16 protein-coding genes and 2 tRNA genes are annotated in these 18,856 nt (G+C 70.8%); 12 read left to right on the top strand and 6 right to left on the bottom strand.

All coding sequences use genetic code 11. From position 1 onward, the window contains the following. Nucleotides 1–9 precede the first annotated feature (9 nt). The 5 genes from Q392_RS17230 (at nucleotide 10) to rimO (ending at nucleotide 4,986) form a co-directional block, all read left to right on the top strand. Nucleotides 10–2,220, top strand: coding sequence for a RelA/SpoT family protein (locus Q392_RS17230; RefSeq protein WP_038210401.1), 2,211 nt, complete (start codon nucleotides 10–12; stop codon nucleotides 2,218–2,220). 78 nt (nucleotides 2,221–2,298) lie between these two features. Continuing rightward, nucleotides 2,299–2,375: transfer RNA gene (locus tag Q392_RS17225), tRNA-Val, on the top strand. A 93-nt stretch (nucleotides 2,376–2,468) separates the two neighbouring features. Continuing rightward, nucleotides 2,469–2,888, top strand: a complete 420-nt coding sequence (locus Q392_RS17220) for a hypothetical protein (protein WP_245610739.1) — start codon at nucleotides 2,469–2,471, stop codon at nucleotides 2,886–2,888. A 102-nt stretch (nucleotides 2,889–2,990) separates the two neighbouring features. Then, nucleotides 2,991–3,524 (top strand): polyhydroxyalkanoate synthesis repressor PhaR, encoded by a 534-nt coding sequence (phaR, locus tag Q392_RS17215; protein WP_038210399.1) that lies wholly within the window; start codon nucleotides 2,991–2,993, stop codon nucleotides 3,522–3,524. Between the two features lie 61 nt (nucleotides 3,525–3,585). Continuing rightward, the gene (gene rimO / locus Q392_RS17210; protein ID WP_038210398.1) at nucleotides 3,586–4,986 is read left to right on the top strand and encodes a 30S ribosomal protein S12 methylthiotransferase RimO; all 1,401 of its coding nucleotides are present in this window, start codon (nucleotides 3,586–3,588) and stop codon (nucleotides 4,984–4,986) included. A gap of 82 nt (nucleotides 4,987–5,068) precedes the next feature. Here rimO and Q392_RS17205 read toward each other — a convergent pair. Beyond that, nucleotides 5,069–5,153 (bottom strand) — tRNA-Leu (locus tag Q392_RS17205). Nucleotides 5,154–5,234: 81 nt separating this feature from the next. Between Q392_RS17205 and rnr the strand changes: the two genes are divergently transcribed. Continuing rightward, nucleotides 5,235–7,487, top strand: a complete 2,253-nt coding sequence (gene rnr / locus Q392_RS17200; protein WP_245610742.1) for a ribonuclease R — start codon at nucleotides 5,235–5,237, stop codon at nucleotides 7,485–7,487. 33 nt (nucleotides 7,488–7,520) lie between these two features. Beyond that, entirely contained in the window at nucleotides 7,521–8,279 is a 759-nt protein-coding gene (locus Q392_RS17195; protein WP_038210396.1) for an SDR family oxidoreductase, read from the top strand. Between the two features lie 88 nt (nucleotides 8,280–8,367). Here Q392_RS17195 and Q392_RS17190 read toward each other — a convergent pair whose 3' ends face one another. From Q392_RS17190 to Q392_RS17170, 5 genes are all read right to left on the bottom strand, one after another. Beyond that, nucleotides 8,368–9,825, bottom strand: a complete 1,458-nt coding sequence (locus Q392_RS17190) for a bifunctional ADP-dependent NAD(P)H-hydrate dehydratase/NAD(P)H-hydrate epimerase (RefSeq protein ID WP_038210394.1) — start codon at nucleotides 9,823–9,825, stop codon at nucleotides 8,368–8,370. 28 nt (nucleotides 9,826–9,853) lie between these two features. Further along, nucleotides 9,854–11,116 carry a D-amino acid dehydrogenase gene (locus Q392_RS17185; protein WP_038210393.1) on the bottom strand — a complete coding sequence of 421 codons (1,263 nt, stop codon included), beginning with the start codon at nucleotides 11,114–11,116 and terminating at the stop codon, nucleotides 9,854–9,856. A gap of 91 nt (nucleotides 11,117–11,207) precedes the next feature. Beyond that, nucleotides 11,208–12,746, bottom strand: coding sequence for an MFS transporter (locus Q392_RS17180; protein ID WP_038210392.1), 1,539 nt, complete (start codon nucleotides 12,744–12,746; stop codon nucleotides 11,208–11,210). Continuing rightward, nucleotides 12,743–13,231, bottom strand: a complete 489-nt coding sequence (locus tag Q392_RS17175) for a MarR family winged helix-turn-helix transcriptional regulator (RefSeq protein ID WP_038210391.1) — start codon at nucleotides 13,229–13,231, stop codon at nucleotides 12,743–12,745. The genes Q392_RS17180 and Q392_RS17175 overlap by 4 nt, the downstream gene beginning before the upstream one ends. 93 nt (nucleotides 13,232–13,324) lie before the next feature. Then, nucleotides 13,325–14,659 (bottom strand): amidase, encoded by a 1,335-nt coding sequence (locus Q392_RS17170; RefSeq protein WP_038210390.1) that lies wholly within the window; start codon nucleotides 14,657–14,659, stop codon nucleotides 13,325–13,327. 237 nt (nucleotides 14,660–14,896) lie between these two features. Between Q392_RS17170 and rpsB the strand changes: the two genes are divergently transcribed. The 5 genes from rpsB to uppS all read left to right on the top strand — a co-directional run bounded on the left by rpsB (nucleotide 14,897) and on the right by uppS (nucleotide 18,854). Next, nucleotides 14,897–15,652, top strand: coding sequence for a 30S ribosomal protein S2 (gene rpsB / locus Q392_RS17165; protein ID WP_038210387.1), 756 nt, complete (start codon nucleotides 14,897–14,899; stop codon nucleotides 15,650–15,652). A gap of 87 nt (nucleotides 15,653–15,739) precedes the next feature. After that, complete coding sequence (tsf, locus tag Q392_RS17160) at nucleotides 15,740–16,663, top strand: translation elongation factor Ts (RefSeq protein ID WP_038210385.1); 924 nt, start codon at nucleotides 15,740–15,742, stop codon at nucleotides 16,661–16,663. Between the two features lie 95 nt (nucleotides 16,664–16,758). Further along, nucleotides 16,759–17,496: a UMP kinase gene (gene pyrH / locus Q392_RS17155; RefSeq protein WP_038210383.1), complete on the top strand. Its 738-nt coding sequence runs from the start codon at nucleotides 16,759–16,761 to the stop codon at nucleotides 17,494–17,496. A 1-nt stretch (nucleotide 17,497) separates the two neighbouring features. Next, nucleotides 17,498–18,058 (top strand): ribosome recycling factor, encoded by a 561-nt coding sequence (frr, locus tag Q392_RS17150; RefSeq protein WP_038210381.1) that lies wholly within the window; start codon nucleotides 17,498–17,500, stop codon nucleotides 18,056–18,058. A 58-nt stretch (nucleotides 18,059–18,116) separates the two neighbouring features. Beyond that, a complete protein-coding gene (uppS, locus tag Q392_RS17145) occupies nucleotides 18,117–18,854 on the top strand; it encodes a polyprenyl diphosphate synthase (protein ID WP_038210379.1) in 738 nt (245 codons plus the stop codon). Nucleotides 18,855–18,856: the final 2 nt, after the last annotated feature.

The raw sequence follows: 18,856 nt of genomic DNA, 5'->3' as shown, positions 1-18,856 counted from the left end.
GTGCGCTCGATGACCGAGACGACCACCCGGCCGGCGCCGGCCGAGCACGCGCTGTCCGCCGCCACCGCGCAGGGGCAGCCGGCGATCGCGAACATGCTGGAGCGGGCGCGCGCCTTCGCCGCGCCGCTGATCGAGGGCGAGTTCCTCGACACCGGCGAGAACACGCTGGCGCATGCCGACGCGGTGGCCGCCATCGTCGCGTCCATGGGCGGCTCCGAAGCCATGCAGGCGGCGACCTACCTGGTCTATTCCTGTCAGCATCTGAACCGGCCGCAGGAAGTCATCGCGAAAGTCTTCGGCGACAACTTCGCCGCGCTGGCGGTGGAGACCACCAAGCTGGTGCAGGTGCAGAAGCAGACCCGCTCGGTCGTCACCGCCCACCAGGACGCCGGCGCGCAGACCGAGAACGTGCGCAAGATGCTGCTCGCCTTCTCGCGCGACCTGCGGGTGGTGATGCTGCGCCTGGCCTCGCGCCTGCAGACGCTGCGGCACGCGGCGGCCTCCAGGACGCCGGTGCCCGAGAGCCTGGCGCGCGAGTCGCTGCAGGTTTTCGCACCGCTGGCCAACCGGCTGGGCATCTGGCAGGTGAAGTGGGAGATCGAGGACCTGTCCTTCCGCTTCCTGGAGCCCGAGACCTACAAGCTCATCGCGCGCCTCCTGGACGAGAAGCGCGTGGAGCGCGAGGGCTACGTGGCGCAGCTGCGCGAGCGCCTGGAGCGCGAGCTGGCGGCGCAGGGTATCACCGCCACCGTGCAGGGGCGGCCGAAGAACATCTACAGCATCGTCAAGAAGATGCGCGGCAAGTCGCTGGACTTCGGCCAGGTGTTCGACATCCTGGCGCTGCGCGTCATCGTGACCGACGTGAAGGACTGCTACGCGGTGCTGGCCTGGGTGCATTCGCACTTCCAGCCCATCGTCGAGGAGTTCGACGACTACATCGCCCGGCCCAAGGCCAACGGCTACCAGTCGCTGCACACGGTGGTGCGCGAGGTGGCGAACGGGCAGGCCGGCAAGCCCATCGAGATCCAGATCCGCACGGAGCAGATGCACGAGCACGCCGAGCACGGCGTGGCCGCGCACTGGGCCTACAAGGAGGCCGGCCCGCGCGGCTACGCCGGGGTGTGGGCCGGCGGCGAGTACGACGCCAAGATCGCCGTGCTGCGCCAGTTGCTGGCCTGGGAGCGCGACCTCGCCGGCGGCGACCAGGGCAAGGGGCTGTTCGATGACCGCATCTACGTGCTCACGCCCGATGCCGCCATCGTCGAGCTGCCGCAGGGCGCCACGCCGGTGGACTTCGCCTACACCGTCCACACGCAACTGGGCCACCGCTGCCGCGGCGCGCGGGTCGACGGCGCGATGGTGCCGCTGAACACGCCGCTGCAGAACGGGCAGACGGTGGAGGTCATCGCGGCCAAGGAGGGCGGCCCCTCGCGCGACTGGCTCAACCCGGACCTGGCCTACCTGGCCAGCCAGCGCGCACGCGCCAAGGTGCGGGCCTGGTTCAACGCCCAGGCGACGCAGGAGACCGTCGCCCGCGGCCGCGAGGCGGTGGAGCGGCTGCTGCAGCGGGAAGGCAGGACGGCGCTCAAGCTGGACGACCTGGCCTCGCAACTGGGCTTCCGCTCGGCCGACCAGTTGTTCGAGGTGGTGGGCAAGGACGAGTTCTCCCTGCGCAACATCGAGAACCTGCTGCGCCCGCAGGAGGCCGCGCCGCCGGCCGACGACGTGCCCCTGGTGCGCAAGCCGCGCGGCAGCGAGCAGGGCAGCAAGGGCGGCGTGCTGGTGGTCGGCGTCTCGTCGCTGATGACGCAACTGGCCAAGTGCTGCCGGCCCGCGCCGCCGGACGCGATCAGCGGCTTCGTCACGCGCGGCCATGGCGTGAGCGTGCACCGTGCCGACTGCAGCACCTTCCGGCACATGGCCAACCGCAACCGCGAGCGCGTGATCGAGGTGGAGTGGGGCAAGCCCAAGGCCGGCGCCGGCGACTCGGTCTATGCCGTCGACGTGGCGGTCGAGGCCGCCGACCGGCAGGGATTGCTGCGCGACATCTCGGACGTCTTCGCCCGCGAGAAGATGAACGTCATCGGCGTGCAGACGCAGTCGGTGCGCGGCACGGCATGGATGACCTTCACCATCGAGATCACCGACACGAGCCGCCTGGCGCAGGTGCTCGGCGTCGTGGCGAACGTGCCGGGCGTGCGCTGGGCGCGCCGGCGCTGAGCAGAAACGGAAAGAGAGGGGCGCGGCCCGAAGAAGGCCGCGTTCTTCCTGCTACAATCTCGCTTCTCGAACACCCTTAGGCGCGTAGCTCAGCTGGTTAGAGCACCACCTTGACATGGTGGGGGTCGTTGGTTCGAGTCCAATCGCGCCTACCAATTTCCTTTCTCTCCTTGCCTCCAGAGGCCTCCCTTGCGGGAGGCAGGCTCCGGGCCCTCGTGCGCGGCGCATGTCTGGAGGCGGCCCCTGGCTTGTGGTACCTTGACGCCGGCATGCGCATGCCGCCTGATCCGTACTTTTTCCAGCCCATGACCTCCATCGACGCCCCGCAGCTCCAGGCCGTGGAATCGCGCCTGGCAGCGCTCATGCGCCAGGCGCCGCTGGAGTTCGCGCGGGCGGTCTACGGCATGAACGACCGCGCCGCAGGCCGCGTCGACACCATGGCGGCCGAAGACGTGCTGCGCGCGGAAAGCCACGGTGCCGCCGTGACGCGCGAGCGCGTCGAGCAGCGGGCGCGCGCCTACCTGCCGGTGGCCGGCCACGAACACTGCCCGCGCTGCTGGGTGCTCGGAGGCTTCAAGCACGTGCTGAGCTTCCACCGCGCCGGCGACGGCATCACCGAAACGGGCCGGTGCCGCAGTTGCGGCGCGGAGTACGCCACCACCCCCTGAGGCGGGCAGCGCCGGTCAGGGTAAACCTTGGCGCGGTGCAGCAATGCCGCTTCCTAGAATGATCCGGACCGCCCCGCCAGCGGGCGCCGCAAGGAGTGAGCAGTGCAGAGCAAGAAGGGCGCTTCCAAGTCGCCGCAGCGCGTCATCAAGAAGTACCCCAACCGCAGGCTCTACGACACCGACACCTCGGCGTACATCACGCTGGCCGAGGTCAAGCAACTGGTGATGGAGAACGCGCCCTTCGTGGTGCGCGACGCGAAGACCGGCGACGACCTCACGCGCAGCATCCTGCTGCAGATCATCCTGGAGGAAGAGGCGGGCGGCGCACCGATGTTCACCGAGCAGGTGCTGGCCAGCATCATCCGCTTCTACGGCCACGCGATGCAGGGCTTCATGGCGCCGTACCTGGAGAAGAACATCCAGGCCATGACCGAGGTTCAGGCCCAGCTGGCCGAAAAGGCGCAGAGCCTCACGCCCGAGATGTGGGCCCGCTTCATGTCGATGCAGTCGCCCATGCTGCAGGGGCTGATGGGCAGCTACGTCGAGCAGTCCAAGAACGTGTTCCTGCAGATGCAGGAGCAGATGCAGAAGAACACCGAGCAGGTCCTCGGCGCCTTCGGCATCAAGCGGCCCTGAACACCCCGCGCGGGCGGGGCGCCATCGGGCCGGGGCGCCCCGGAACTGGGACAATAGCGCGATGAGCGAAGTTGCCTCCCCCGAACGAACCAGCCCGCCGGCCGCCGCAGCGCCCAAGGTGGGCTTCGTCAGCCTGGGCTGTCCCAAGGCGCTGACCGATTCGGAACTCATCCTCACCCAGCTCAGCGCCGAGGGCTACAGCACGTCCAAGACCTTCGAGGGCGCGGACATCGTCATCGTGAACACCTGCGGCTTCATCGACGACGCCGTGAAGGAGAGCCTGGACACCATCGGCGAGGCGCTGGCGGAGAACGGGCGGGTGATCGTCACCGGCTGCCTGGGCGCCAAGACGGGCGACGCAGGCGGCAACCTGGTGCGGCAGATGCACCCCAGCGTGCTGGCGGTGACCGGCCCGCACGCGACGCAGGAGGTGATGGACGCCGTCCACGCCAACCTGCCCAAGCCGCACGACCCCTTCGTGGATCTGGTGCCGCCGGCCGGCATCAAGCTCACGCCGAAGCACTACGCCTACCTGAAGATCAGCGAGGGCTGCAACCACCGCTGCACCTTCTGCATCATCCCCTCGATGCGCGGCGACCTGGTGTCGCGGCCGGTGGGCGACGTGCTGAAGGAGGCGCGCGCGCTGTTCGAGGGCGGCGTGAAGGAGCTGCTGGTGATCAGCCAGGACACCTCGGCCTACGGCGTCGACCTGAAGTACCGCACCGGCTTCTGGGACGGCAAGCCGGTCAAGACGCGCATGCTGGAGCTGGTGCGCACGTTGGGCGAGATCGCCGAGCCCTACGGCGCCTGGGTGCGGCTGCACTACGTATACCCGTACCCGAGCGTGGACGAGGTCATCCCGCTGATGGCCGAAGGCCGCGTGCTGCCGTACCTGGACGTGCCTTTCCAGCACAGCCACCCCGATGTGCTGCGGCGCATGAAGCGCCCGGCCAGCGGCGAGAAGAACCTGGAGCGCATCGCGCGCTGGCGCGAGATGTGCCCCGAGCTGGTGATCCGCAGCACCTTCATCGCCGGCTTCCCGGGCGAGACGCAAGCGGAGTTCGAGCACCTGCTCGACTTCGTGCGAGAGGCGGGCATCGATCGCGCCGGCTGCTTCGCCTACAGCCCTGTGGAGGGTGCTACCGCCAACGAGCTGCCCGGCATGCTGCCGGAGGCCGAGCGTGAGGCGCGCCGCGCCCGGTTCATGGAGGTGGCCGAGGTCGTGTCGGCCGAGCGCCTGAAGCGCCGCATCGGCGCGAACATGCAGGTGCTGGTGGATTCGGCGCCGGCGATGGGGCGGCGGGGCGGGGTGGGCCGCAGCTATGCGGATGCGCCCGAGATCGACGGCATCGTGCGCCTGCTGCCGCCCGAGAAGATCAGCAAGCAGCTGAAGGTGGGCGAGTTCACCCGGGCGCGGATCGTGGCGGCCGAGGGCCACGACCTCGTCGCGCTGCCCGTCTGAGAATCCCTTCGAGTGACCGCCCGTCTTCCCGCTCGAAGGAATAAAGAAAAAGCCACCGGGGTTGCCGGTGGCTTTGTGTGTTTGGTGCCCAGGAGAGGACTCGAACCTCCACGATGTTACTCGCTAGTACCTGAAACTAGTGCGTCTACCAATTCCGCCACCTGGGCTGATGTTCTCGCTTAAGGCAAGAACGTCTGCGTTTCAGAACAGAAGGAGATCATATCAAAAATTCAGGCCACTCCGGCAGTCTGCTGGAAGAAATTGAAGGAACGGTGTTGGGGCATCGAGACGGGCACGGCTTCGTGCAGCGCGACGACGGCGAGGCCGACATCTACCTGCCCCCCAACGAGATGCGCGCGGTGTTGCACAAGGATCGCGTCAAGGCGCGCATCGTGCGCACCGACCGCCGCGGCCGCCCCGAGGGCCGCGTGGTAGAGATCATCGAGCGGCCCGAGCAGCCGATCATCGGCCGGCTGCTGCACGAAGGCGGCATCTGGCTGGTCGCGCCGGAGGACAAGCGCTACGGGCAGGACGTGCTGATCCCCAAGGGCGCCACCGGCGCCGCGAAGACGGGCCAGGTGGTGGTGGTGCAGCTCACCGAGCCGCCGGCCCTGTTCGGCCAGCCCGTCGGGCGTGTGACCGAGGTGCTGGGCGAGATCGACGACCCGGGCATGGAGATCGAGATCGCGGTGCGCAAGTACGGCGTGCCGCACGAGTTCTCCGAGGCCTGCCTCGCGGAAGCCAAGGCGCTGCCGGACAAGGTACGCCCCGCCGACAAGCGCAACCGCGTGGACCTGACCGACGTTCCGCTGGTCACCATCGACGGCGAGGATGCGCGCGACTTCGACGACGCCGTGTACTGCGAGCCGACGAAGATCGGCCGCGGCCGGTCGGCCAAGAACGGCTGGCGCCTGCTGGTGGCGATCGCCGACGTCAGCGCCTACGTGAAGACCGGTTCGCCGATCGACATCGACGCCTACGACCGCGCCACCAGCGTGTACTTCCCGCGCCGGGTGATCCCGATGCTGCCGGAGAAGCTGTCCAACGGGCTGTGTTCGCTCAATCCCGAGGTCGAGCGCCTGTGCATGGTGTGCGACATGGTGGTGACGGGCGCCGGCGAGATCGAGGCCTACCAGTTCTACCCGGCCGTGATGTTCAGCCACGCCCGCTTCACCTACACCGAGGTGGCGGCGATCCTGGCGAACACGCGCGGGCCGGAGGCGATGCGGCGGCAGGAGAGGGTGCAGGACCTGCTGAACCTGCACGACGTGTACCGCGCGCTGCTGTCGCAGCGCGAGAAGCGCGGCGCGGTGGACTTCGAGACCACCGAGACGCAGATCGTCTGCGACGACGCCGGCCGCATCGAGAAGATCGTGCCGCGCATCCGCAACGACGCGCACCGCCTGATCGAAGAGGCCATGCTCGCGGCCAACGTGTGCAGCGCCGACTTCATCGCGCAGGGCAAGCATCCGGGCCTGTACCGCGTGCACGAAGGCCCCACGCCCGAGAAGAAGGAGATCCTGCGCAACTACCTCAAGGCGATGGCGGTGGGCATGTCGATCAGCGACGAGCCGCACCCGTCGGAGTTCCAGGCCATCGCGCAGGCGACCAAGGAGCGCCCCGACGCGCAGCAGATCCACACAATGCTGCTGCGCTCGATGCAGCAGGCGATCTACACGCCGATCAACAGCGGCCACTTCGGCCTGGCCTACGAGGCCTACACGCACTTCACCAGCCCGATCCGCCGCTATCCGGACTTGCTGGTGCACCGCGTGATCAAGGCGATCCTGGGCAACACCAAGTACCAGCTCCCCGTGCTGCCCACGCCGGGCGAGGCGCACGCCAAGCTGGCCAAGCGCCTGGCCTCGCGGGTGAAGGCGCCGGTCGCCCGGCAGGCCAAGCCGGCGGCGCCGCACAGCAAGGAAGTGCAGGCCTGGGAGGCCGCCGGCCTGCACTGCAGCGCCAACGAGCGCCGCGCCGACGAGGCCAGCCGCGACGTCGAGGCCTGGCTCAAGTGCAAGTACATGCGCGAGCACCTGGGCGAGGAGTACGGCGGCGTGGTCACGGCCGTGACCACCTTCGGCATCTTCGTCACGCTGGACGCGATGTACGTCGAGGGCCTGGTGCACATCACCGAGCTGGGCGGCGAGTACTTCAAGTTCGACGAGGCGCGCCAGGAGCTGCGCGGCGAGCGCACCGGCATCCGCTATGCCATCGGCAGCCGGGTGCGGGTGCAGGTCAGCCGGGTCGACCTGGACGGCCGCAAGATCGACTTCCGCCTGGTGCGCGAGGGCGAGGAACTGGCGGCGCGCGCGATGAAGGACAAGGGCGTCGCGCCTCCTTCGGGCGTGCCCGCCAAGGCCTCCGACAAGAAGCGCCAGTCGCGCAGCAAGGCGCGCGACGCGCGCCCGACCTCGCCCATCCAGGCCCTGACGTCGGCGGTCAAGAAGGCCGCCGGCAAGATGAAGAACAAGCGCAGCAACAAGGGGCCGCGCGGCTGAGCGCGGCCGGTCCGCACCCAAGGAGAAGACCGCATGAACGACAAGACCTCCCGCATCGCCATCGTCACCGGGGCGGGCTCCGGCATCGGCCGCGCCGCCGCCCTGGCGCTGCTGGCCGACGGCTGGAGCGTGGCCCTGGCCGGGCGCCGGCTGGAGCCGCTGGAAGCGGTGGCCGACGAATCCGGCGCCGGCGCGCGCGCCTTCGCCGTGCCCACCGACGTGGCCCGGCAGGAATCGGTGGCCGCGCTGTTCGCCGCGGTGGTCGAGCGCTTCGGCCGCGTCGACCTGCTGTTCAACAACGCCGGCGTCGGCAACCCGCAGGGTCCCTTCGAGGACTGGACGGCCGAGCAGTGGAAGGGCGTGGTCGACATCAACCTGAACGGCATGTTCTATTGCATTCAGCAGGCCTTCCGCGTGATGCGCGACCAGTCGCCGCGCGGCGGGCGGATCATCAACAACGGCTCGATCTCCGCCACCACGCCGCGGCCCAACTCCATCGCCTACACCGCCACCAAGCACGCGGTGGCCGGGCTGACCAAGACGGCCTCGCTGGACGGGCGCAAGTACGACATCGCCGTCGGCCAGGTCGACGTGGGCAATGCGCTCACCGAGTTGGCGGCGCGCTTCCAGAAGGGCGTGCCGCAGGCCAGCGGCGAGATCGCGGTGGAGCCGGTGATGGACGTGAACATCGTCGGCCAGTCGGTGCTCTACATGGCCAACCTGCCGCTGGAGGCCAACGTGCTCTTCCACACGGTGATGGCGACCAAGATGCCCTTCGTCGGGCGCGGCTGAGGCGGTTTCCCAAGAAAACGCCGGGCCGCCCCAAGTTTTCTTGTCCCCCTCGGGGGGCGGGTCGGGCGCAGCCCGGCCCTGGGGGCATTCAGACTGGTTGCGCGGCGCGGGCCAGTGCCGATGCGGTGAGCGCGCGTGCGGGCGGCCAGCCGTCGGCCAGCGCGCCGTGGTGCCAGCAGGCCGCGGCCGCCGCCTCGTGTGGCGGCAGGCCTGCGGCGAGCGCGGCGCCCACCATGCCCGCCAGCACGTCGCCGGTGCCTGCGGTCGCCAGCCGGGCGTTGCCGGTCGGGTTGATCCGTGGCGTCTCGCCCGGCGAAGCGATCACCGTGCCGGAGCCCTTGAGCAGCACCGTGCAGGCCAGCGCGGTCGCCAGGTCGCGGGCGTGGCGCAGGCGATCGGCCTGCACTTCGGCGGCGGAACAGCCCGCCAGCCGCGCCGCCTCCAGCGGATGCGGCGTCAGCACCGTCGGCAGGCCGCGGCCGGCACGGCGCGCCACGGCATCACGCAGCGGCGCGTCGGCGGCCAGCGCGTTGAGTGCGTCGGCATCCAGCACCAGAGAGCCGGCTTCGTCGATCACGCGCGGCAGCAGGGCGCGCACTGCTTCGCCTCCGCCGCAGCCGCACACGACGGCCTGGTGCGCCAGCGCGCCGGGCGATCGGAACATCAATTCGGGCTGCGTGCCGTCCCATGCCGGCGCAGCGGCCGGCGGCGCCAGCGGCGCGACGAACACGCGCCCGGCGCCGGCATGCAGCGCGGCCGTGCCGGCCAGCACGGCCGCGCCGACCATGCCCTCGGCGCCGCCGATCACCGCCACGTCGCCGAAGCTGCCCTTGTGCGAGGCGTGGGGCCGTGCCGCGGGGGCCGGCGCGGCGGCCAGCAGGGCATCCGGCGCCACGTCGCCGGGCGCGCAGCCCAGGTCGTCGAACCACACTTCGCCCGCCGCGTCGCGGCCGTGGGCCGTGAACAGGCCGGGCTTGAGCGTCAGCAGGCTCAGGCAGAAGCGGGGGGCTGCGCCGCCATCGGGCCCTAACCGGCCGCTGTCGGCGTCCAGGCCGGAGGGCAGGTCCACGCTCAGCAGCGGCGCCGGCCCCGAACGCATCCGGCGCAGCCAGTCGGCCATCGTGCCTTCCGGCGCCCGCCGCGCGCCCAGGCCGAGGAGGGCGTCGATGGCGAGGCCGAACTGCGCGGGGGGCGCATCGGCCAGCGCCACGCCGGCCGCGCGCATGCGGCGCAGCGAGGCGGCGGCGTCCTGCGGCAGCCGCGCTTCGTCGCCGGCGAAGGTGACGACCGGCGCGAAGCCGCGCGCCGCCAGGTGCATCGCGGCCTCGAAGCCGTCGCCGCCGTTGTTGCCCGGCCCGCAGGCGATCCACACGGTGCGGGCGCGCGGCGCCAGCGCCATCGCCAGCCGCGCCACGGCCAGGCCGGCGCGTTGCATCAGCGTGTGCGGGGGCAGCGGCGCGGCGGCCAGGCTTTCGATGCGGCGCGAGGCCTCGACGCCGAAGAGGGGCAGCGGTGCGGCGAGGTCGGACGGGCGGATCGGGCGCATCGGCCGATTCTGCCGCCGCGCGGGGGATTCAGGCGCCGGGCAGCAGCCGCTCCAGCCCCAGGCCCTCCAGGTCGATCTCCGCCTCGCGGCCGGCCACCATGTCGGCCAGCACGCGCGCGCTGCCGCACGAGAGCGCCCATCCGCTGGAGCCGTGGCCCAGGTTCAGCCACACGCCGGGCACGCCGCTCGGGCCGATGACGGGGGGGCCGTCGGGCAGCATGGGCCGTGCGCCCTTCCACTGCTGCACGCCGCCCGATTCGATCTGCGCCGCGGCCGGGAACCAGTCGTGCAGCACCTTGTACAGCGTCTGCACGGCCCCCGGATGCAACTCGCCGGGCCGCCCGCCCAGCTCCGCGCTGCCGGCCACGCGCACGCGCAGGCCCATGCGCGAGATGGCGACCTTGAAGCGTTCGTCCATCACCGCGCTTCGCGGCGCGTTGAGCGGCTCGCGGATGGACGCGCTGATCGAGTAGCCGTACACCGGCGCCAGCGGCACCCGCACGCCCAGCGGCGCCAGCAGCGCGGCGCTGGCGACGCCGGCGCAGACGATGACGGCGTCGAATTCCAGCGCCGGCGAGCCGGCCGCCAGCGAGAGCGAGCGGGGCGCCGCGCGCGCGAGCGGCGCGATGTCGCAGTCGAAGAAGAACTGCGCGCCCAGCGCCTCGGCCTCGCGCTTGAGCAGCATCGCGAACTGGCGGCAGTTGCCCACCTCGTCGTCGGGCAGGTGGATGGCGCCGGCCAGGTCGGTGTCGGGCGACAGGGCGGGCTCGATGCGCCGCGCCTCGTCGGCGTCGATCTCGCGGAACACCGCGCCGGCCTGGCGCAGCACCTCCAGGCCGGGCCGCACGAGCTTCTTCTCGCGCTTGCCGCGCAGCAGCACCAGGTAGCCGTCGCTGCGCTCGTAGACGAACTCGCGCGCCGCCACGATGCCGTGCAGCCGCTGGCGGCTGTAGAAGGCCAGGCGCTGCATGCGGGCGCGGTTGGCCAGGTAGGTCTCCAGCCGGCAGGCGCGCTGCCAGGCGCGCATGAAGCCGACGTCGCGCCCGCTGAGCGGCCAGCGCAGCTTGATCGCGCCGTGCGAGGACAGCAGCGAGCGCAGCACCTTCATGCGCATGCCGGGCGCGGCCCAGGGCGTGACGTAGCCGGGCGCGACCACGCCGGCGTTGGCGAAACTGGATTCCTCGGCCGCGGCGCTGCGGCGGTCGAAGACGTGGACCTCATGGCCATCGCAGGCCAGCTCCCAGGCGGTGGTGACGCCGATGATGCCGGCGCCCACGATGGCGATTTTCATGAAGACAGGGGCAGGAACAGGGCGCGCCGCGGCTGCGCCGGAGGTAGCGAGGATAGTAGACGCGCGGCGGCGCGCCGGTCGCCGGCGGGCGCTATTTGAGCCGCCGTTGCACCAGCACCACCACCGCTGTCGCCAGGGCCAGCAGGCCCAGGCCGCGGTACAGGTCCTCGCAGGCCATCAGCAGCGACTGCTGGTCGACCGCGCGCGAGAGTTCCGCCAGGGGGGCGCCGTGCGCCTGCGCGGGCGCCATGCCGTGGGCGGCGAAGCCGGCCTGCAGCGTGTCCAGCCACTGGGTGGCGGCGGGGTTGGCGGCGTTCAGGCGTGCGGCCAGGTCGCTCGCGGTGGCGAACTGCCGGTCCTGCAGCGCGATGGCCGCCACCGCGGTGGAGAAGGAGCCGGCCAGTTGCCGCATCAGGTTCTTGCTCTGGTAGCCGTGCGCGAACTGGGCCTCGCCCAGGCTGCGGAAGGTCAGGCCCGCCACCGGCAGGATCATCAGCACGCCGAACAGGCCCTTGACGGCCACGCCCAGCCACAGCGCGGCGGCCGGCGCCTCGGGCGGCAGCACGGCGAACAGCCAGGAGGCCAGCGCCAGCCCCAGGGCGCCGCCGGCGACCAGTGGCTTCTTCTTCGCCATGCGCGGCCCGAAGCGGATGTACAGCCAGGCCATGCCCACGCTCGCCACGCCGGCGAAGCCGTTGAGCCAGCCGGTGGTCGCCAGGGGCAGGCCCAGGCTGCGCTCGGCGAAGATGGGGAACAGGTAGGCGCTGAAGTTGGTGAGGCAGTAGTAGAGGAAGTACAGCCCCAGGCCCATGACGTAGGCCGGGTGGCGCAACTCGCGCAGGCGCAGCAGCGGCTCGTGGTGGTGCCACTGGTGCCGCAGGAAGGCGCCCGCCAGCACCGCGCCGCCCAGCACGGCGAGCACGAGGCGTGCCGGGTGCGAGAACACCTCGTAGCGCGCCTCCGACAGCGCCCACTGCACGCAGCCGATGGCCGCGGCGAAGAAGAGCAGCGGCCCGGCCGCCCAGCGCACCGGCTCGCCGCCGCGGCCGATGCCGCCGGGCAGCAGCGCGAGCACGCCGGCCAGTGCGATGCCGGCCGGCGGCAGCGCGGCCAGGAAGACCCACTGCCAGCCCCATGCCTCGACCATCGTCGCGGCCAGGATCGGCGAGAGGGCGCCGGTGCCGAAGGCGCCGATCATGAAGCACTTGGTCGCTGCCGGCCGGTCGGCCGCCGCGAACAGCATCTGCACCAGAACGCGGCTGCTGGTGAACAGCGCGCCGCTGCCCAGGCCCTGCACCGTGCGCGCCAGCGTCAGTCCCGCGGTGCTGCCGGCCTGCGCGGCCGCCAGGGCGCCGGCGATGAACAGCACCAGCGCGCCGGCCAGGTAGCGCCGGTAGCCGAAGTGGCGCGACAGCCATTGCTGCGCCGCGATGGACAGCATGCTGGCCACCGCATAGGCAGCCTGCACCTCGGCGAACTCGCGCGGGCCCGCCCCCACGCCGCCGGCGATGTGGCTGGCGGCGAAGATGAACATCCCGTTCTCCAGGAAGTCGAGCCCGACCAGCAGGCCCAGCAGCAGCATCAGCAGGCGCTTGCGGTCGGCGTGGTGCAGCAGCGGCGTGATGCTCACGGCGCTTCTTTCGTCAAGTGCTCGTGCAGCCGGCGCAGGGCGCCGCCGGTGCGGCGCGTGCCGTCCTCGCCCAGCGGAGCCCAGGCGGCCAGGTAGGCGGCGTGCGCCAGCGGGGTGGCGGCGGCCACCAGCGCGGCGCCGGCCTCGGTCTGCGCCAGGTGCAGGCTGCGCCGGTCGGCCTGATCGGGCACCCGGCGCATCAGGCCGCGGGCCTCCAGCCCATCGAGCAGCCGCGTGATGCGGGTGCGATTGGCATTCAGCGAGGTGCCGAGGTCGGAGGGGCGCAGCGGCTCGACGGCGTCGTCGGCGATCAGCACCAGCGCGAGGTATTCGCGCATCGTCAGGCCGTGCGGCGCCAGCGCGGCGTCGATGCGCTGCTCCAGCAGCGAGGCGGTGCGCAGCAGCATGCGCGAGGCGATCACGGCGTCCCGCAGCGGTGCAGGACGGTCGGCCAGCAGGCGGTGAAGGCGTGATCCGGTGTCCATGGTTTCTTTTGAGATAATTTCATATGAAATTATATCGACGAAACCAATCCGAAGCAGATCGCCCGGAAGCGACCGCCCGGTGGGCGATGATCGCTATTCTTTTTGAAGCAACTCTTCGGCCTGCGCCGCGACGGCGAGCACCGTGTCGTCGTGCAGGGCGGCCTGCCACAGCATCAGGCCGGCGGGCAGTTCGCCCGGCGCCTGGCAGGGGATGGAGATGGCGCAGCCGTCCAGCATGTTCACCACCGAGGGGTTGCGCAGCAGCAGCGCGTTGACGCGGAAGAAGGCGTCGTCGCGCTCGGCGCCCGGCGCCACGTCGGCGATGGGCGGCGCGACGATCGGCACGGTGGGCGAGAGCAGGGCGTCGTAGGGCGCCATCAGGACCTGCATGCGCTCGATCCAGGCGGCGCGCTCGCGCACCAGGTCCAGGTACTGCCAGGCCGTCATGCCGGCGCCCTTGAGGATGCGCTGCGCCACGCGCGGGTCGTAGCCGGCGCCGCTGCGCTCCAGCAGCAGGCGGTGCCAGGCGTAGCTCTCGGCGGCCGAGAAGCCGCCGGTGGCGTTGATGGCCGGCAGGTCGGCCAGCGGCGGCAGCACGATCTCGTCGATGCGGGCGCCGGCGTCCCGCAGGCGCCGCAGGGCGCGTTCGAAGGCGGCGCCCACGCCGGCGTCCATGCCGTCGAGGAAGAGGTCCTTCACCACGGCCAGCCGGCGCTGCGCGAGCGGGGTCGGGTCGGGCCGCACGCGCCGTGCCGCCAGGATCTCGTGCGCCAGCACCGCGTCGCGCACCGAGCGCGTCATGGCGCAGGCCGTGTCCAGCGTGGTCGACAGGGGCACGGCGCCCTCGGTGGGCACCAGCCGCGCGGTGTTCTTGAAGCCGACGATGCCGCACAGGGCGGCGGGGATGCGGATCGAGCCGCCGGTGTCCGAGCCCAGGCCGATGAAGGCGGCGCCGGCGGCCACCGACACCGCGGCCCCCGACGAGGAGCCGCCCGGGATGCGTGCGATCGCCGTGTCCGCCGGGTTGGCCGGCGTGCCGTGGTGCGGGTTGACGCCGACGCCGGAGAAGGCGAACTCGGTCATGTTGGTGCGCCCGACCAGCGCCCCGCCGGCGTCCAGCAGGCGCTGCACGGCCGGCGCGCTGCGCGCGGCGGCCGGCGCGTGGGCCAGCACCACGGAGCCGGCGGGGGTGGGTGCTCCGGCGACGTCGAACAGGTCCTTCACGGAGAAGGCCAGCCCGGCCAGCGGCTGGCCGGGCGCCGCGGCGGCGGCCTGCCGGCGCGCACCCTCGGCGTGCGGGGCGACGAAGGCGTGCGCGCAGGCCGGCGAGCCGGCGGCCTCGAGGGCGAGCTCGATCTGCGCCGGCGCATCGGTGCGGCCGGCGCGCAGGGCGGCGAGGGTGGCGTTCAGGTCGGCGGAAACGGGCATGTCGGGGCGGCGGTGGCAGGGGCGGAAGGCGGGGCGCGGCCCCGTCGGAAAGGAGCCGCCATGCTATACTTTTCGGGTTTCGCCCAGGCTGACTTTCCTCCTTGTGAGGGGCGGCTGGAAGGCGGAACGCATCCGCGAACCAGCCCCCTCAAGGTGTTCGCAGCGTCGCCAGAAGCCCGCCGGGCATGCGATGCGCGAAAACGGGCTGGCTTCAAGACCTAACCTTTGGAGCAAACAATGTCGACCAACATGCGCGAAATGCTGGAAGCCGGTGTCCATTTCGGCCACCAGACCCGCTTCTGGAACCCGAAGATGGCCCCCTACATCTTCGGCAGCCGCAACAAGATTCACATCATCAACCTGGAAAAGTCGCTTCCGATGTTCCAGGAAGCGCAGAAGTACGCCCGCCAGCTGGCGTCCAACCGCGGCACCATCCTCTTCGTGGGCACCAAGCGCCAGGCGCGCGAGATCGTCGCCGAGGAAGCTCGCCGCGCCGGCATGCCCTACGTCGAGACCCGCTGGCTCGGCGGCATGCTGACCAACTTCAAGACGGTCAAGACCTCCATCAAGCGCCTGAAGGACATGAAGGCCCAGCAGGAGGCCGGCCTGGACGGGCTGTCCAAGAAGGAGCAGCTCACCTTCACCCGCGAGATCGAGAAGCTGGAGAAGGACATCGGCGGCATCCAGGACATGAACGCGCTGCCCGACGCCATCTTCGTGATCGACGTGGGCTTCCACAAGATCGCCGTGGCCGAGGCCAAGAAGCTGGGCATCCCGCTGATCGGCGTGGTGGACTCCAACCACTCGCCCGAGGGCATCGACTACGTGATCCCGGGCAATGACGACTCCTCCAAGGCCGTCACCCTGTACGCCCGCGGCATCGCCGACGCCGTCGTCGAGGGCCGCAACAACGCCGTGGCCGACGTGGCCAAGGCCGCCGGCGAAGGCGAGGGCGACGAGTTCATCGAGGTCGAGGAAGGCGCCTCGGCCTGAGCGCCGGCACCAGCCTGAAGTGAAGGGGCTCGCTGCCCCTTTTTTTCATCCGTATCACGCAAGACAAGCATCCTGGAGAACATCCCAATGGCAGCAATCACCGCAAGCATGGTCGCCGAACTGCGCGCCAAGACCGACGCCCCCATGATGGAGTGCAAGAAGGCCCTGACCGAGGCCGACGGCAACATGGAGAAGGCCGAGGAACTGCTGCGCGTCAAGCTGGGCAGCAAGGCCGGCAAGGCCGCCTCGCGCATCACCGCCGAAGGCGTGGTCGCCGCCTACATCGACGGCAAGACCGGCGCCATCGTCGAGGTCAACAGCGAGACCGACTTCGTCAGCAAGAACGACTCCTTCATCGCCATGGCGCAGGCCGCGGCCGAGCTGGTGGCCAAGAACAACCCGGCCGACCTGGCCGCCCTGGGCGCGCTCGCCTACAGCCAGGACGGCTTCGGCCCCACCCTGGAAGACGTGCGCAAGGGCCTGATCGGCAAGATCGGCGAGAACATGAGCTTCCGCCGCTTCAAGCGCTTCGATTCCGACGCCAAGCTGGCCTCGTACCTGCACGGCACGCGCATCGGCGTGGTGGTCGAGTACGAAGGCGACGACACGGCCGCCAAGGACGTGGCGATGCACGTGGCCGCCATGAAGCCGGTGGCGCTGACGGCCGCCGACGTGCCGGCCGAGCTGATCGAGCGCGAGCGCGCGGTGGCCGCCGGCAAGGCCGACGAGGACCGCAAGGCCGCCGAGGCCGCCGGCAAGAAGCCGCAGCCGGACGACATCGTCGCCAAGCGCATCGAGGGCGGCGTGCAGAAGTTCCTCAAGGAGGTCTCGCTGCACAACCAGGCCTTCGTGAAGAACGACAAGCAGACCGTCGAGCAGATGCTCAAGGAAAAGAGCACCGCGGTGAAGGGCTTCACGCTGTTCGTGGTGGGCGAAGGCATCGAGAAGAAGGTCGACGACTTCGCCGCCGAGGTGGCCGCCCAGGTGGCTGCCGCCAAGGGCACTGCCTGACCGTTCCCAGCCCCGCGGCGCGGCCTGCCGGCCCGCCGCGCTTTCCACTGCCCCGCCTTACACTCGCTCCCGCCAACTCCAGAGGACCTTCCCCCATGCCCGACACCCGACCGGCCCACAAGCGCATCCTGCTCAAGCTGTCGGGTGAGGCGCTGATGGGAGACGATGCCTTCGGCATCAACCGGGCGACCATCGTGCGCATGGTGGAGGAGGTGGCCGAGGTGGTGAACCTGGGCGTGGAGGTGGCCGTCGTCATCGGCGGCGGCAACATCTTCCGCGGGGTGGCCGGCGGCTCGGTCGGCATGGACCGCGCCACCGCCGACTACATGGGCATGCTGGCCACGGTGATGAACTCGCTGGCGCTGGCCGACACCATGAACAAGCAGGGCCTCACCGCCCGCGTGATGTCGGCCATCGCCATCGACCAGGTGGTCGAGCCCTACGTGCGGCCGAAGGCGCTGCAGTACCTCGAGGAAGGCAAGGTGGTGATCTTCGCCGCCGGCACCGGCAACCCCTTCTTCACCACCGACACCGCCGCCGCGCTGCGCGGCGCGGAGATCGGCGCCGAGCTGGTGCTCAAGGCCACCAAGGTGGACGGCGTGTACAGCGCCGATCCGAAGAAGGACCCCTCCGCCCAGCGCTACGCCCGCCTGAGCTTCGACGAGGCGATCGCGAAGAACCTCGGCATCATGGACGCGACGGCCTTCGCGCTGTGCCGCGACCAGAACCTGCCGATCAAGGTGTTCTCGATCTTCAAGCACGGGGCGCTCAAGCGCGTCGTGATGGGCGAGGACGAGGGCACGCTGGTCCACGCCAGCGCCATGGAAGACTGACATGACCATTGCCGACATCCACGCATCCACCGAAGGCAAGATGAAGCAATCCATCTCCGCCTTGCAGAACAACCTTTCCCGCATCCGCACCGGCCGGGCCAACCCGGCGCTGCTGGACAGCATCCACGTCGAGTACTACGGCTCGCAGGTGCCGCTGTCGCAGGTGGCGAACGTGGCGCTGCTGGACGCGCGCACCATCAGCGTCCAGCCCTGGGAAAAGAACATGGCCGCCAAGATCGAGAAGGCCATCCGCGAGAGCGACCTGGGCCTGAACCCCGCCAGCATGGGCGACCTGATCCGCGTGCCGATGCCGCCGATGAGCGAGGAGCGCCGCAAGGAGATGACCAAGCTGGCGCGCCACGAGGGCGAGAACGCCAAGGTCGCTACGCGCAACCTGCGCCGCGACGCCAACGAGGCGGTCAAGAAGCTGGTCAAGGACAAGCAGGCCTCCGAGGACGAGCAGAAGCGCGCCGAGGCAGAGATCCAGAAGATGACCGACCGCTACATCGCGGAAATCGACAAGCTGGTGGCCGCCAAGGAAGCGGACATCCTGGCCGTCTGAGGACACGGGCTCTGCTTCGTCCCGGCCTTCTGCGCGCCGTCTTCTCCGCCACGGCCCCATGAGCGCCCCCGCCATCCCGCATCACATCGCGATCGTGATGGACGGCAACGGCCGCTGGGCGACGCGCCGCTTTCTGCCGCGGGTGGCGGGCCACAAGCAGGGCGTGGAATCGCTGCGCCGCTGCGTGCGGGCCTGCGCCGTGCGGGGCGTGCGCGTCCTCACCGTCTTCGCCTTCTCCTCGGAGAACTGGAACCGCCCGCGCGACGAGGTGTCCGGCCTGATGGACCTGCTGGCCGGTGCGCTGGCGCGCGAGGTGCCGCGCCTGTCGGCCGACGGGGTGCGGCTGCACTTCGTGGGCGAGCGCTCGGGCCTGTCGGAGCGCATCGCTGCCGGCCTGGCCAAGGCCGAGCAGGAAACGGCGGTCAACGAGCGCCTCGTGCTCAACGTGTGCTTCAACTACGGCGGGCGTTGGGACATCGCCCAGGCCGCGGCCAGCCTGGCGGCCCGCGGCGAGCCGCTGACCGAGGCGAACCTGCACGGTGCCATGGCGCTGGCGCACGTGCCGGACCCGGACCTGGTGGTCCGCACCGGCGGCGAGCAGCGCCTGTCCAACTTCCTGCTCTGGCAGAGCGCGTATTCCGAGCTGTTCTTCAGCGAGCGCCTCTGGCCCGACTTCGACGAGGCGGCGCTGGACGAGGCCATCGCCGCCTTCGCGCGGCGCGAGCGGCGCTTCGGCCAGACCTCGGCGCAGGTGGCCGATGCCGCCGGGCAACCCGACCGGCGGCAGCCGGCCTGAGA

The organism is Xenophilus azovorans DSM 13620 (assembly GCF_000745855.1).
Taxonomy (GTDB): Bacteria; Pseudomonadota; Gammaproteobacteria; order Burkholderiales; family Burkholderiaceae_C; genus Xenophilus; species Xenophilus azovorans.
Note: the sequence above shows the minus strand (reverse complement) of the source record. Positions and strands in the feature narration are given on the sequence as shown.

Excerpts from the sequence above, each read along its gene's own strand:
- Q392_RS17185 (WP_038210393.1), bottom strand. The coding sequence starts at position 11,116 with ATGAAAATCGCCATCGTGGGCGCCGGCATCATCGGCGTCACCACCGCC.
- Q392_RS17170 (WP_038210390.1), bottom strand. The coding sequence starts at position 14,659 with ATGCCCGTTTCCGCCGACCTGAACGCCACCCTCGCCGCCCTGCGCGCC.
- uppS (WP_038210379.1), top strand. The coding sequence starts at position 18,117 with ATGAGCGCCCCCGCCATCCCGCATCACATCGCGATCGTGATGGACGGC.
- Q392_RS17175 (WP_038210391.1), bottom strand. The coding sequence starts at position 13,231 with ATGGACACCGGATCACGCCTTCACCGCCTGCTGGCCGACCGTCCTGCA.
- Q392_RS17230 (WP_038210401.1), top strand. The coding sequence starts at position 10 with ATGACCGAGACGACCACCCGGCCGGCGCCGGCCGAGCACGCGCTGTCC.
- pyrH (WP_038210383.1), top strand. The coding sequence starts at position 16,759 with ATGCCCGACACCCGACCGGCCCACAAGCGCATCCTGCTCAAGCTGTCG.
- rpsB (WP_038210387.1), top strand. The coding sequence starts at position 14,897 with ATGTCGACCAACATGCGCGAAATGCTGGAAGCCGGTGTCCATTTCGGC.
- Q392_RS17195 (WP_038210396.1), top strand. The coding sequence starts at position 7,521 with ATGAACGACAAGACCTCCCGCATCGCCATCGTCACCGGGGCGGGCTCC.
- Q392_RS17190 (WP_038210394.1), bottom strand. The coding sequence starts at position 9,825 with ATGCGCCCGATCCGCCCGTCCGACCTCGCCGCACCGCTGCCCCTCTTC.
- rimO (WP_038210398.1), top strand. The coding sequence starts at position 3,586 with ATGAGCGAAGTTGCCTCCCCCGAACGAACCAGCCCGCCGGCCGCCGCA.
- tsf (WP_038210385.1), top strand. The coding sequence starts at position 15,740 with ATGGCAGCAATCACCGCAAGCATGGTCGCCGAACTGCGCGCCAAGACC.
- frr (WP_038210381.1), top strand. The coding sequence starts at position 17,498 with ATGACCATTGCCGACATCCACGCATCCACCGAAGGCAAGATGAAGCAA.